At 57.7% G+C, this 12634-nt stretch carries 15 protein-coding genes; 14 read left to right on the forward strand and 1 reads right to left on the reverse strand.

What is annotated here, in order from left to right; translation table 11 throughout:
• Window positions 1-28 precede the first annotated feature (28 nt).
• Genes gap through thiE form a run of 5 tightly spaced genes read left to right on the forward strand, consistent with a single transcriptional unit; the run spans window position 29 to window position 4504 of the window.
• Window positions 29-1036 carry a type I glyceraldehyde-3-phosphate dehydrogenase gene (gene gap, locus ACWFTY_RS08270; RefSeq protein ID WP_447526787.1) on the forward strand — a complete coding sequence of 336 codons (1008 nt, stop codon included), beginning with the start codon at window positions 29-31 and terminating at the stop codon, window positions 1034-1036.
• A gap of 19 nt (window positions 1037-1055) precedes the next feature.
• Window positions 1056-2252 (forward strand): phosphoglycerate kinase, encoded by a 1197-nt coding sequence (locus ACWFTY_RS08275; protein ID WP_447526788.1) that lies wholly within the window; start codon window positions 1056-1058, stop codon window positions 2250-2252.
• Between the two features lie 19 nt (window positions 2253-2271).
• Window positions 2272-3159, forward strand: coding sequence for a fructose bisphosphate aldolase (locus ACWFTY_RS08280; RefSeq protein ID WP_447526789.1), 888 nt, complete (start codon window positions 2272-2274; stop codon window positions 3157-3159).
• A gap of 21 nt (window positions 3160-3180) precedes the next feature.
• A complete protein-coding gene (locus ACWFTY_RS08285) occupies window positions 3181-3846 on the forward strand; it encodes an O-methyltransferase (protein ID WP_447526790.1) in 666 nt (221 codons plus the stop codon).
• 19 nt (window positions 3847-3865) lie between these two features.
• Window positions 3866-4504, forward strand: a complete 639-nt coding sequence (gene thiE, locus ACWFTY_RS08290; protein ID WP_447526791.1) for a thiamine phosphate synthase — start codon at window positions 3866-3868, stop codon at window positions 4502-4504.
• On the opposite strand, the gene ACWFTY_RS08295 is transcribed toward thiE, so the two are convergent.
• The gene (locus ACWFTY_RS08295; protein WP_447526792.1) at window positions 4501-4746 is read right to left on the reverse strand and encodes a hypothetical protein; all 246 of its coding nucleotides are present in this window, start codon (window positions 4744-4746) and stop codon (window positions 4501-4503) included. The genes thiE and ACWFTY_RS08295 overlap by 4 nt on opposite strands.
• 151 nt (window positions 4747-4897) lie before the next feature.
• Between ACWFTY_RS08295 and efp the strand changes: the two genes are divergently transcribed.
• The 9 genes from efp (at window position 4898) to ACWFTY_RS08340 (ending at window position 12619) form a co-directional block, all read left to right on the forward strand.
• Window positions 4898-5458 carry an elongation factor P gene (gene efp / locus ACWFTY_RS08300; RefSeq protein WP_447526793.1) on the forward strand — a complete coding sequence of 187 codons (561 nt, stop codon included), beginning with the start codon at window positions 4898-4900 and terminating at the stop codon, window positions 5456-5458.
• Between the two features lie 130 nt (window positions 5459-5588).
• Window positions 5589-6407, forward strand: coding sequence for an inositol monophosphatase family protein (locus ACWFTY_RS08305; protein ID WP_447526794.1), 819 nt, complete (start codon window positions 5589-5591; stop codon window positions 6405-6407).
• Between the two features lie 105 nt (window positions 6408-6512).
• The gene (gene ndhC / locus ACWFTY_RS08310; RefSeq protein ID WP_447526795.1) at window positions 6513-6887 is read left to right on the forward strand and encodes an NADH-quinone oxidoreductase subunit A; all 375 of its coding nucleotides are present in this window, start codon (window positions 6513-6515) and stop codon (window positions 6885-6887) included.
• A gap of 47 nt (window positions 6888-6934) precedes the next feature.
• Window positions 6935-7450, forward strand: a complete 516-nt coding sequence (locus ACWFTY_RS08315; RefSeq protein ID WP_417621871.1) for a NuoB/complex I 20 kDa subunit family protein — start codon at window positions 6935-6937, stop codon at window positions 7448-7450.
• Window positions 7451-7549: 99 nt separating this feature from the next.
• Entirely contained in the window at window positions 7550-8332 is a 783-nt protein-coding gene (locus ACWFTY_RS08320) for an NADH-quinone oxidoreductase subunit C (RefSeq protein WP_447526796.1), read from the forward strand.
• 102 nt (window positions 8333-8434) lie between these two features.
• The gene (locus ACWFTY_RS08325) at window positions 8435-9667 is read left to right on the forward strand and encodes an NADH-quinone oxidoreductase subunit D (RefSeq protein WP_447526797.1); all 1233 of its coding nucleotides are present in this window, start codon (window positions 8435-8437) and stop codon (window positions 9665-9667) included.
• Window positions 9667-10332 (forward strand): complex I 24 kDa subunit family protein, encoded by a 666-nt coding sequence (locus tag ACWFTY_RS08330; RefSeq protein ID WP_447526798.1) that lies wholly within the window; start codon window positions 9667-9669, stop codon window positions 10330-10332. The genes ACWFTY_RS08325 and ACWFTY_RS08330 overlap by 1 nt, the downstream gene beginning before the upstream one ends.
• A 218-nt stretch (window positions 10333-10550) precedes the next feature.
• Window positions 10551-11873 (forward strand): NADH-quinone oxidoreductase subunit NuoF, encoded by a 1323-nt coding sequence (gene nuoF, locus ACWFTY_RS08335; protein WP_447526799.1) that lies wholly within the window; start codon window positions 10551-10553, stop codon window positions 11871-11873.
• The gene (locus ACWFTY_RS08340; protein ID WP_447526800.1) at window positions 11870-12619 is read left to right on the forward strand and encodes a hypothetical protein; all 750 of its coding nucleotides are present in this window, start codon (window positions 11870-11872) and stop codon (window positions 12617-12619) included. The genes nuoF and ACWFTY_RS08340 overlap by 4 nt, the downstream gene beginning before the upstream one ends.
• Window positions 12620-12634: the final 15 nt, after the last annotated feature.

Below are 12634 nucleotides of genomic sequence, written 5' to 3' on the forward strand. Positions count from 1 at the left end.
CAGCAAGTTCGCATTCAAAGGAGCAGAATTGATGACAAAAGTAGCAATTAACGGATTTGGCCGGATCGGCCGTCTTGTCGCCCGCGCGATATTGGAACGCGATGATGACAATTTTGAACTGGTCGCGATCAACGATCTCGCCGATGCAGAATCCAATGCGCTGCTTTTCGCTTATGACAGCGTGCACGGCCGCTTCCCCGGTGAAGTGACTGCGCATGGCGATCACATCATGGTCAATGGCAAGAAAGTCGCCGTAACCTCGGAACGCAATCCCGGCGATCTGCCGCATGCCGCCATGGGTATCGACATCGTGCTGGAGTGCACCGGCTTCTTCCAGTCCAAGGATGCAGCGCAACCGCATATCGATGCCGGCGCGAAACGCGTATTGATCTCGGCTCCGGCCAAGGGTGACCTGAAAACGGTCGTCTTCGGGGTTAATCACGACGTCTTGACATCATCGGATATCATTGTTTCCAATGCTTCTTGCACGACCAACTGCCTGGCACCGGTCGCCAAGGTGCTCAACGACACGGTTGGCATCGAGCGCGGTTTCATGACCACGATCCACAGCTATACCAATGACCAGCGGATCCTCGACCAGATGCACAGCGACATGCGCCGTGCCCGGGCCGGTGCGGTCAACATGATCCCGACGACAACGGGCGCTGCCCGCGCTGTCGGTCTGGTGCTGCCGGAACTGAACGGCAAGCTCGACGGTTCGTCCGTCCGCGTACCGACACCGAATGTCAGCCTGGTCGATCTGGTAATCACGCCAAGCCGCGACACCACGGTCGAGGAAATCAACGGCGCGCTGAAAGCCGCCGCAGAAGGTCCGATGAAGGGCGTGCTGGTCTTTGAAGACAAGCCGCTTGTCTCCAGCGATTACAACCATCAGCCGGCCAGCAGCTCGGTCGACAGTCTCGAAACAACCGTGATGGACGGCAAGCTTGTCCGCGTCGTCAGCTGGTATGACAATGAATGGGGCTTCTCCAATCGCATGATCGATACTGCCAAGGTGATGGCAGGCCTGATTTAACTCATAAAGGTTCTGATTAATGTCAGCTAACAATTTCAAAACGCTTGATGATATCGGTGATGTTCGGGGAAAGCGCGGTCTGATCCGCGTTGACCTGAACGTCCCGATGGCGGATGGCAAGGTAACCGACGACATGCGCCTGAAGGCCTTGATGCCGACGGTTGTCGAATTGGCTGACAAGGGCGCGAAACTGCTGTTGCTCGCCCATTTCGGGCGCCCGAAAGGGGAGTTTGTTCCGGAATATTCGCTCGAACCCGTGGTCGCGCCGCTGGCTGCGGTTCTGGGCCGGGAAGTCGGTTTCATGCAAAAACCGGATCAGGCCGCCATTGATGCTCTGCCGGAGGGCAGCATTACGGTTTTGGAAAACAGCCGTTTTGCACCGGGCGAGGAAAAGAATGATCCGGCAATGGCCAAGGCTATTGCCGCATTCGGTGATTTCTACGTCAACGATGCGTTCTCCGCTGCGCACCGCGCCCACGTAACCACCGAGGGGCTGGCGCATCTTCTGCCTTCTTATGCAGGCCGTTCGATGGAACGCGAACTGACCGCGCTCGACAAGGCGCTGGGCAATCCGGAACATCCGGTCGCGGCGGTGGTCGGCGGGGCGAAAGTCTCCAGCAAGCTCGACGTGCTGCGGCAGATGGTTGAAAAAGTCGATCATCTGATCATCGGCGGCGGCATGGCCAATACATTTCTGGCGGCGCGCGGCGTCAATGTCGGAAAATCCCTGTGCGAACATGAACTGGCGGACATCGCCAATGCCATATTGGAAGCCGCGGACAAAGCCGACTGCACCGTGCATTTGCCTTATGATGTGGTGGTGGCAAAGGAATTCCGCGCCAATCCACCGACCCGCACGGTCAATGTTCACGAAGTGGCCGATGACGAGATGATCCTCGATATCGGGCCCGCCGCTGTGGAAGCGCTGTCCGATGTGCTCAAGACCTGCAAGACTCTGGTCTGGAACGGTCCCCTCGGCGCGTTCGAAACGCCGCCGTTCGACTCTGCCACCGTTGCTCTTGCCAGAACAGCGGCTGCGCTGACCAAAGAAGGCCAGTTGCTTTCGGTGGCCGGTGGCGGCGACACGGTCGCGGCACTCAACCATGCCGGCGTTGCCGACGATTTCAGCTTTGTATCGACCGCAGGAGGCGCCTTTCTCGAATGGATGGAAGGCAAGCCCCTGCCTGGCGTCGAAGCGCTTAACCAATTACAGTGAAAATATCAGGAAACCAAAAATGGCGAATAGTGAAATGATGAGCAAAATCGAAAATGGCCAAGGCTTTATCGCCGCACTGGACCAGAGCGGTGGCTCGACGCCGAAAGCCCTCGCAGGCTATGGCATTGGCGCGGATTCATTCTCCAATGATGACGAGATGTTCGGCCTGATCCACAAGATGCGCAGCCGCATCATCACCTCGCCCAGCTTCGGCAACGGCAAGGTCATCGGCGCGATCCTGTTCGAAAAAACGATGAATGGCGATGCTGGCGGCAAGCCGGTGCCGGAAGCGCTCTGGGATCGCGGCGTCGTGCCGTTTCTGAAAGTTGACAAGGGGCTTGAGGACGAGGCCAATGGCGTGCAGCTGATGAAACCGATTCCTGATCTCGACGAGCAGTGCAAACATGCGCTGGCTAAAGGCGTGTTCGGAACCAAGATGCGTTCGGTGATCAACAAGGCCAATGCGAAAGGCATTGCGGCGATTGTCGCGCAGCAATTCGATTTCGGCAAACAGATCCTGGCCAACGGACTGGTGCCGATCATCGAGCCGGAAGTGAATATCAAGAGCGACGAGCGCGCCGAATGCGACAAAATCCTGCTCGGCGAGCTGAACAAGCAGCTCGATGCGCTGGACGATGACCAGCGGGTGATGCTGAAACTGTCGATCCCGGTCGAAGCCAATCTCTACAAATCGCTGGCAGACCATCCCAAGGTGGTCCGTCTGGTCGCCCTGTCCGGCGGCTATTCCACCGATGATGCCTGCGCGGAACTGGCGAAGAATGAAGGCATGATTGCCAGCTTCAGCCGTGGCTTGCTGCAGGACTTGCGGGTTTCGCAGAGCGACGAGGAATTTGATGCCGTACTCGGTGGCGCGATTGACCAGATTTATCGCGCTTCGATCGCCTGACCGGAAGGCCTAGGCTTGTCCATGTCCGATCCCCGCTGGTCTGCTGTCGATGATTATATCGTCGGTAAACTGATCGGTGAGGACAGGGCACTGGAAGCGGCGCTGGAGAATAGCCGGCAGGCAGGCTTGCCGCCAATCGATGTCTCGCTGGCGCAAGGCAAGCTGCTGCAATTGCTGGCGCGCGCTGTCGCGGCAAAACGCATACTCGAAATCGGCACACTCGGCGGTTATTCGGCCATCGCTCTTGCCCGCGCGCTGGGCGACGATGGCGTGCTGGTCACGCTGGAGCTCGAGCCGGAATATGCAGCCGTGGCGCGCGCCAATGTCGATCATGCGGGTGTAGGCCATCGCGTTGATATCCGCATCGGACCGGCATGCGACACGCTCGCCGAGATGTGCAGCGATGGCGAGACGGCGTTCGATTTCGTCTTCATCGACGCTGACAAGGATAATTACCCCGCCTATCTAGACTATGCGATCCAGTTATCCCGCCCCGGCACGATGCTGGTTTTCGACAATGTTGTGCGGGAAGGCGAAGTCATAAATCCGCAGTCCAGCGATCCCAAGGTTGCCGGCACCCGCGCCTTGTACGACGCGCTGAAAGACAATCCGAAAATCGACGCCACCGCAATCCAGACCGTGGGCAGCAAGAAGTGGGACGGTTTCCTGCTCGCCTTGGTCCAATGAAGGCGCTAGAACCCGGCAAATGAATGACACTTCCTGCCAGCTATACCTGATCTCGCCACTGGACGTTGGCGGGTCCTTTCCCGATCATCTGCGCGAAGCGCTGGAAGCTGGCCCCGTCGCTGCGTTCCAGTTTCGGGTGAAGGATGTCGATCAGCAGGAAGCGGCCCGGCTGGCCGAACCGCTGAAAGCGATTTGCGATGAATTTGACGTGGCCTTCATCGTCAACGACGATGTCGCGCTGGCCCGGCAACTGGGTGCGGATGGCGTACATCTGGGGCAGGGCGACGAAAGCTTGAAAAATGCCCGCGACACGTTGGGCCTCGATGTGCAGATCGGCATCACTTGCCATGACAGCCGTCATCTGGCGATGGAAGCGGGTGAGGGTGGTGCGAACTATGTCGCTTTTGGCGCGTTTTTTCCCACCGCTACCAAGGTAACCCATCACAAGCCGGAACTGGATCTGCTCCAGTGGTGGTCAGAGATGATGGAAATACCCTGCGTGGCGATTGGCGGGATCACCCCGGAAAATTGCCAGCCGCTGATCGATGCGGGAGCCGACTTTCTCGCCGTATGCGGCGCGGTGTGGAGTGATCCGGCTGGCCCGGCAGCGGCCGTCAGGAAATTTATCGATATAATGGATGACCGTCCGGCGGACTAGGACGAGCCGTGCGTCTTGCCGATATTTGAAGCCAGATATTGGGCGACAAAACTACTGACCGAAGGCGGGGCAAAATGGGGCATCTGTTCCATGTCGCGTAAATAGCCCTCGGTTTCCTTGAACGAGTGTGTCCGGCCATCGGCGATCGAATAGCCAAACAGACCAGCGGCCAACGCAGTTTTGCGTCGGGGGCTCGCATTTCGATAATTGCCGCGGAACCGTGTGATCTCTGTCTGTGCCATGATTTATCAATAGGCGCGGAGTGATTCGAAGTATTGTATGGAAAAGACCTGTGCGTGATCGCGCGGCCTTTAGGCGTCACCGGGCTTGCCTATTATCAGCCAGCAGATTACAGCGCCGCTCAATCAAACAATCTATCAAGCGAGACTAGCGATGAAGATCAGCGGTGTAGATATCCGTCCGGGCAATATTTTGGAATATGAAGGTGGCCTGTGGAAGGTTGCCAAGATCCAGCATACGCAGCCGGGCAAAGGCGGGGCCTATATGCAGGTCGAGATGAAAAATCTCGTGGACGGTCGCAAGACCAATGTCCGTTTCCGCAGCGCCGACACGCTCGAGAAGGTCCGCCTGGATACGAAGACCTTTCAATATCTGTTCGCCGATGGCGATTTGCTGACCTTCATGGACAAGGAAAATTACGAGCAGATCACATTGCCCGCCGACCTGATCGGTGATGCGGTCGAATTTTTGCAGGACGGCATGGATGTGCAGCTCGAGCTTTATGACGAAAAGCCGATCTCCGTGGCATTGCCCGACCAGATCGAAGCAGAGGTTGTCGAAGCCGATGGCGTCGTCAAGGGCCAGACTGCTTCTTCCAGCTACAAGCCGGCCGTTCTCGACAATGGTGTCCGCGTCATGGTGCCGCCGTTTATTTCGGCCGGTACAAGGATCATCGTCGATGTCTATGCCCGCGAATATGTAGGCAAGGCCTGAAAATGAATATTTCCCCTTCCGCTTGCGTGAGGGGTTGGGGCGGGCATGACTATGCCGCTCGCCCGTTCTTTGAAAAATAAATAGACCCACCCCAAGCCCCTCCCTTACACGGGAGGGGGGAGATATTAAAATGCCAGCACATTCCGCCCTTATCACCGTCATGGAGCGCGCAGCACGCAAGGCCGGATCGCGCCTGCGCCGCGACTTTGGCGAAGTCGAGCATCTGCAGGTCTCCAAAAAAGGTCCTGCCGATTTCGTATCCAAGGCCGATATGCGTGCCGAACGGATTCTTTACGACGAACTGCTGAAAGTGCGGCCCGGCTGGGGCTTCGTGCTCGAAGAAGGCGGCATGATCGAGGGCGAGGAAGGCAAGCCGCGCTGGATCATTGATCCGCTCGACGGCACAACCAACTTTCTCCACGGCATTCCGCATTTCGCGATTTCCATCGCGGTTCAGGAACCTTCGCTCGACGGCCGCGGCTGGGGCAAGATTACCAGCGGACTGATCTACGAACCGCTCAATGACCAGACCTGGTGGGCAGAAATGGACAAGGGCGCATGGCTTGGCGAACGCCGTCTGCGCGTGTCGGCCCGTCGTGATATGTCGGAAGCGCTGATTGCCACTGGCATTCCTTTCAAGGGCCATGGCGATCTCAGTGAATGGGCGCGCATTTTCGGTGCCGTCGCACCACAGGTGGCCGGTATCCGTCGCAACGGTTCGGCTGCACTCGATCTCGCCTGGCTCGCAGCCGGTCGTTATGACGGTTTTTTCGAAGCGGGACTGAAAGTCTGGGACGTTGCCGCAGGGATTTTGATGGTCCGCGAAGCCGGTGGTTTTGTCACCGACTATACCGGCGGCGATCAGCCGATCGGGCAGGGCGAAATATTGGCGTCGAACGAAGCGCTGCACAGCAAGCTGCACAGGATATTGGCAAAGTCGCTGCTGTAAATGCGAATGGCTCGCAAAAGCTCATAAATTTAAGCCACTTCACCCTTGCGGCATGGGGAGCCACTGCCTAAAAGCGGCCCCGAATATTAGCGAAATGAGTCATCAGTGGTCGATCTTTCCGAATATGCACCAATATTATTGTTCCTGTTTGTAGCCGCAGGGCTGTCCACAGCCTTTGTGTTCCTGCCAATGGGCGTCTCCCGGCTAACCGGAACCCATAATCCGAGCGCCGAAAAGCTCTCGGAATATGAATGTGGCTTCCCTGCCTTTGAAGACTCGCGCAGCCAGTTTGACGTGCGCTTCTATCTGGTGGCGATCCTGTTCATCATATTTGACCTGGAAGCGGCGTTTCTGTTCCCGTGGGCAGTGTCGCTGGAGTTCACCGGCTGGGTCGGCTGGACAACGATGATGGTATTTCTTGCGGAGCTGATCATCGGTTTTGCTTATGCCTGGAAAGTGGGAGCGCTGGAATGGGACTAGAGGCAAATACCAGTGGTTCTGCCATATTGAACGCAGACGGCACGCCGATGCGCCCCGATACGCAGCCTGATGAAGGCTTTTTCAAGGATTTGAATTCGGAAGTGAATGACAAGGGTTTTCTTGTCACCTCGACCGAAGAGCTTTTTCAATGGGCGCGAACCGGTTCGCTCTGGTGGATGACCTTTGGTCTCGCCTGCTGCGCGGTTGAAATGATTCACGTCAACATGCCGCGCTACGACATGGAGCGCTTTGGCGCTGCGCCGCGCGCCAGTCCGCGCCAGTCGGACGTGATGATTGTTGCCGGAACGCTCTGCAACAAAATGGCGCCGGCTTTGCGCAAGGTCTATGACCAGATGTCTGATCCCAAATATGTGATCTCGATGGGCAGTTGCGCCAATGGCGGCGGCTATTATCATTACAGCTATTCCGTGGTTCGTGGTTGTGACCGGATTGTGCCGGTCGATATTTACGTGCCCGGATGCCCGCCGACCGCAGAGGCCTTGCTCTACGGCGTGATGCAATTGCAGCGGAAAATCCGCCGCATCGGGACGTTCGAGCGCTAGGATGGTATATTTGATAAATCCGTTCGCCCTGAGCCTGTCGAAGGGTTTTTCGAAGTCATGCTTCGACAAGCTCAGCACGAACGGCAAGGGAGCATATTAATGGCTCATAGCGCACCCACAATCTCCAGCAACGACGGGGTTGCTGCAAAACTAGGCAAAGCTATCGGCGCTGCCCTGATCGACACTGTCGAGGCCTATGGCGAAATCAGTTTCACGGTCGAGCGCGACAAGCTGGCTACGGTTCTCGAAAAGCTGCGCGACAAGCATGAATATCAGCAGCTCGTCGAAATCGCCGGCGTCGACTATCCGGATCGGCCGGAGCGGTTCGAAGTCTGCTATCACCTGCTCAGCCTGACCAGGAACCACCGTATCCGGGTCAAGGTATCGACCGACGAAGACAATCCGGTGCCGAGCGTCACCCATATCTGGGAAGTCGCCGGATGGCTCGAGCGCGAAGTGTTCGACATGTATGGCGTCTTGTTCGACGGCAACACCGATTTGCGCCGCATCCTGACCGACTATGGTTTTCAGGGCCACCCGTTCCGCAAGGATTTCCCGCTGACCGGCTATGTCGAGATGCGCTATTCCGAAGAAGCCAAGCGCGTGGTCTACGAGCCGGTCAAGCTGGCCCAGGATTTCCGCAGTTTCGATTTCATGTCGCCATGGGAAGGCGCGGACTATATCCTGCCCGGTGACGAAAAAGTTGGTGGCGAAGCGCCGCCGCCAACACCGAAAACCACCGACAAGAAGAGCGATACCGGCGCTGGCGCAAAGGCCGACAAGGAAGCCGCGAAGCCATCGAAGCGCAAAACGGCGGCGGCCAGGAAGCCTGCGCCGAAACGCACCAGGTCCGGAACGCAGAAGAAGGGGGAGGGGAAGTGATGATATTGTCATCGTTTTTCGTTCCCGCGAAGGCGGGAACCTCTGCAGATTACACGCAGACCCCAGCGACCCCTGCCTGCGCAGGGGTGACGGAGGTGCAATATGTCTGACTACCTCGACGAAATGGACCATCTCGCAGACGAAGCCGATCCGACGGTTGGCGATCTCGAGATCCAGAATTTCACGATCAACTTCGGTCCCCAGCATCCCGCCGCGCATGGCGTTTTGCGGATGGTGATGGAGCTGGACGGCGAGATTGTCGAACGCGTCGATCCGCATATCGGCCTGCTGCACCGCGGCACCGAGAAATTGATCGAGCACAAGACCTATTTGCAGGCTTTGCCCTATTTCGACCGGCTCGATTATTGCTCGCCGCTGGCGATGGAATATAGCTATGTGCTGGCGATTGAAAAATTGCTCGATCTCGAGGTTCCGTTGCGCGGGCAATATCTGCGGGTATTGTTCGCCGAGCTGACCCGGATCTGCAACCATATGCTCAATCTCGGCGCCCATGTCATGGATGTCGGCGCGATGACGCCGAATATCTGGGTGTTCGAAATTCGTGAACAGTGCCTGGAATTTTTTGAGCGGGCCAGCGGCGCCCGCATGCACAGCGCCTGGTTCCGGCCCGGCGGCGTCCATCAGGATGTGCCGTTGAAGCTGCTCACCGATATCGCCGACTGGCTCGACGAATTCCCGACCCTGTTCGAGGATGCGATGAGCCTCGTGGTCGGCAACCGCATCTTCAAGCAACGCAATGTCAATATCGCGACGGTTTCGCAAGACGATGCCGTGCGCTGGGGCTTTTCCGGTCCGGTGCTGCGCGGCAGCGGCGTCGCCTGGGACCTGCGCAAGTCGCAGCCTTATGATGTCTATGACCGGATGGAATTTGATGTTCCGGTCGGCACCAGCGGCGACTGCTACGACCGGTTCATGGTCCGGGTCGAGGAAGTCCGGCAGAGCGCACGGATCATGCGCCAATGCCTGAATGAAATGCCCGATGGCCCCGTCGCCTCCACCGACCGCAAGATCGTCCCGCCCAAGCGCGCCGAGATGAAGCAGTCGATGGAAGCGCTGATCCATCACTTCAAGCTTTACACCGAAGGCTTCCACGTTCCGGCGGGCGAAGTCTACGTTGCGACCGAAAGCCCCAAGGGCGAATTTGGCGTCTATCTGGTCAGCGACGGCACCAACAAGCCCTATCGCTGCAAGATCCGGCCGACCGCCTTCTCGCATCTGCAGGCGATGGATTTCATGACCAAGGGCCATATGCTGCCGGATGCGACCGCTATTTTGGGCGCGATTGATATCGTATTTGGAGAGTGTGACCGATAATGGCTGAAGCACCCAACATCCCAGACGAAATCGAAACCCGCGCCAAATGGGGCGATTTTGCTTTCACGCCCGCGAACGAGAAGCTCGCCAAGTGGCAGATCGCGAAATATCCGGCTGGCCGCCAGAAATCGGCGGTCATGGCTTTGCTCGACCTTGCCCAGCGGCAGGTTGGTGCAGACACGAAAACGCAGGGCTGGCTACCGGTTCCGGTGATCGAATATGTCGCCGCCTATCTCGATATGCCCTATATGCGGGCCTATGAGGTCGCGACCTTCTACACCATGTATAATCTCGCTCCGGTCGGGCAGTTCCATGTCCAGGTCTGCGGCACTACGCCCTGCATGTTGCGCGGCAGCGATGATGTGATGGCCGCTTGCAAGAACAAGGGCATGGCCAAGGGCAAGACCACGCCCGACGGCCTGTTCACGCTGACCGAGGTCGAGTGCATGGGCAATTGCTCCAACGCGCCGATGGTCCAAATCAACGACGATAATTACGAAGATCTCGATTATGACATCATGACCCGGATCCTCGAAGATCTGGCTGCGGGCAAGGATATCAAGGTCGGCTCGCAGATCGGTCGCAAGACCAGCGAAGCCGAAGGTGGTCCGACGAACCTGCAGGCGATGGTTGAAGAAAACCACGATTACCGGGGGGAATGGTGATGGGTATTTGTGCCAACTTCGTCATGCTGAACTTGTTTCAGCACCCCGCGCGGCAAGAGCGCTATTCTCCGATGGAGATCCTGAACCAAGTTCAGGATGACGAAAAGCGTGGAGGATATTGATGCCATGCACGTTGACGGATATGCAGGCTGGATCGGACTCGCCGTTGTCATCATTGGCATCATTGGCGGCCTCTGGGGCCGTTGGAGGAAAAAATAATGGCGTTTGATTTCCTTCAGGACAAAGACCGTATCTTCACCAATGTCTATGGGTTCCAGTCATGGGACCTGAAGGCGTCGCAGAAGCGCGGTGACTGGGACAATACTGCCGACATCATCAAGCGCGGCAATGACAAGATTATCGAGGAAATGAAGGCCAGCGGCCTGCGCGGTCGTGGCGGGGCGGGTTTTCCGACCGGTCTGAAATGGTCGTTCATGCCCAAGGAAGCGCCGAAGGACAGCCAGGGCAATCCACGGCCGAGCTTTCTCGTCATCAACGCCGATGAATCCGAACCCGGCAGCTGCAAGGACCGCGAAATCCTGCGCAACGATCCGCACAAGCTGATCGAGGGCGCGCTGATCGCCGGTTTCGCGATGCGCGCTCGTGCCGCCTATATCTATATTCGCGGCGAATATATTTTCGAAGCCAAGGTCATGGAGGCGGCCGTCAAGGAAGCCTATGACGCTGGCCTGATCGGCAAGAATGCCGCCAAATCCGGCTATGATTTCGACGTCTTCGTCCACCGCGGCGCCGGTGCTTATATTTGTGGCGAAGAAACCGCGATGATCGAAAGCCTTGAAGGCAAGAAGGGCCAGCCGCGTCTGAAACCGCCATTCCCCGCCGGTGCAGGTCTCTATGGCTGCCCGACGACGGTCAACAATGTCGAAAGCATCGCGGTCGTTCCCACGATCCTGCGGCGCGGCGCTGCCTGGTTCGCCAGCTTTGGCCGCGAAGGCAATCACGGCACCAAATTGTTTCAGGTCTCGGGTCATGTCGATAAACCGGCGGTGTTCGAGGAAGCGATGTCGATCCCGTTCAAGGATATGATCGAGAAACATTGCGGCGGAATCACCGGCGGCTGGGACAATCTCCTGGCGGTCATTCCCGGTGGTTCATCGGTTCCGCTGGTTCCTGCCGCGCAGATCATGGACGCGCCAATGGACTTTGACGGTCTGAAGGAGCTTGGCTCGGGGCTCGGCACGGCGGCGGTTATTGTGATGGACAAGTCGACCGACATCGTTCGCGCGATCTCGCGGCTCAGCTATTTCTACAAGCATGAAAGCTGCGGCCAGTGCACGCCATGCCGCGAAGGCACCGGCTGGATGTGGCGGGTAATGGAAAAAATGCGCGATGGTGACGCGGAAATCGGCGATATCGACACGCTGTATGAAGTGACCAAACAGGTCGAAGGCCACACCATTTGCGCGCTTGGCGACGCAGCGGCCTGGCCGATCCAGGGGCTGATCAAGCATTTTCGCCCCGAAATGGAGCGGCGGATAAACGAACATAAAAGCGCAGAAATATTGGAGGCAGCGGAATGAGGATCGCATCGGCAATATTGGGTTCGCTCGTGATTTTGGGCCTTGGCGGGCAGATAAGCAGTCCTGCCCATGCACAGGTAAACCCGGATATCCAGCTGGGTTCGAAGATACCGGTCCGGCCGGAGAAGCCCGATCCTGTCAAGGATGGTCTGGTAAGAGACCGCTATGTCAGCTGCGCTTATGGACCGCATCAAAAGGAAGTTGATGGATTGTTGGAAATCAGCGATCCGATAACCGTCGATTTCGAAGGTGCGGGCATTGATAATTCAAAAATGTTCCGGCGCTGGGATATCCGCGAATGCTTCGTTATGCAGGGAGATGCCGTCCAGAGTTCGATCTCCTTCTCCCCGGTCGCCTTTCGATATATGATGCTCGAAGCAGCCTATCTGCGCGCGCATCCTAAAGTTCCGGCCAACCACGAAAGCTGGGTAACCAAACCGCGTGACTATGTGACGACGGGCGATATGTTGCCGACTGCAACCGCTCTGGGCACAATGTCCGACTGTATCGCAGCCCAGGATTCAGTGGGCGCGGATAAGCTGCTGCGCACAGCGTCTGGCACGCAGAAGGAAAAACAGGCCGCGATGGCTCTGGTCCCGGCCCTGAGTGCCTGCATCGTTGCCGGCCAGCAATTGCAACTTACGCCCGCCAACATCCGCGGTTTCGCCGCAGACGGAATGTGGCAACGCTTCGTCGTTGGAGCGCCGTCCGCCAGTGACAGCACTCCGCCGGAGGCGCAGGACTAATGTCTGAATTCACCA

The sequence above is a fragment of the Parasphingorhabdus sp. NYA22 genome (genome assembly GCF_976973735.1).

Excerpts from the sequence above, each read along its gene's own strand:
- ACWFTY_RS08320 (WP_447526796.1), top strand. The coding sequence starts at position 7,550 with ATGGCTCATAGCGCACCCACAATCTCCAGCAACGACGGGGTTGCTGCA.
- ACWFTY_RS08325 (WP_447526797.1), top strand. The coding sequence starts at position 8,435 with ATGTCTGACTACCTCGACGAAATGGACCATCTCGCAGACGAAGCCGAT.
- ACWFTY_RS08285 (WP_447526790.1), top strand. The coding sequence starts at position 3,181 with ATGTCCGATCCCCGCTGGTCTGCTGTCGATGATTATATCGTCGGTAAA.
- ACWFTY_RS08305 (WP_447526794.1), top strand. The coding sequence starts at position 5,589 with ATGCCAGCACATTCCGCCCTTATCACCGTCATGGAGCGCGCAGCACGC.
- ACWFTY_RS08315 (WP_417621871.1), top strand. The coding sequence starts at position 6,935 with ATGCGCCCCGATACGCAGCCTGATGAAGGCTTTTTCAAGGATTTGAAT.
- nuoF (WP_447526799.1), top strand. The coding sequence starts at position 10,551 with ATGGCGTTTGATTTCCTTCAGGACAAAGACCGTATCTTCACCAATGTC.
- ACWFTY_RS08295 (WP_447526792.1), bottom strand. The coding sequence starts at position 4,746 with ATGGCACAGACAGAGATCACACGGTTCCGCGGCAATTATCGAAATGCG.
- efp (WP_447526793.1), top strand. The coding sequence starts at position 4,898 with ATGAAGATCAGCGGTGTAGATATCCGTCCGGGCAATATTTTGGAATAT.
- thiE (WP_447526791.1), top strand. The coding sequence starts at position 3,866 with ATGAATGACACTTCCTGCCAGCTATACCTGATCTCGCCACTGGACGTT.
- ACWFTY_RS08280 (WP_447526789.1), top strand. The coding sequence starts at position 2,272 with ATGGCGAATAGTGAAATGATGAGCAAAATCGAAAATGGCCAAGGCTTT.
- ACWFTY_RS08330 (WP_447526798.1), top strand. The coding sequence starts at position 9,667 with ATGGCTGAAGCACCCAACATCCCAGACGAAATCGAAACCCGCGCCAAA.
- ACWFTY_RS08275 (WP_447526788.1), top strand. The coding sequence starts at position 1,056 with ATGTCAGCTAACAATTTCAAAACGCTTGATGATATCGGTGATGTTCGG.
- ACWFTY_RS08340 (WP_447526800.1), top strand. The coding sequence starts at position 11,870 with ATGAGGATCGCATCGGCAATATTGGGTTCGCTCGTGATTTTGGGCCTT.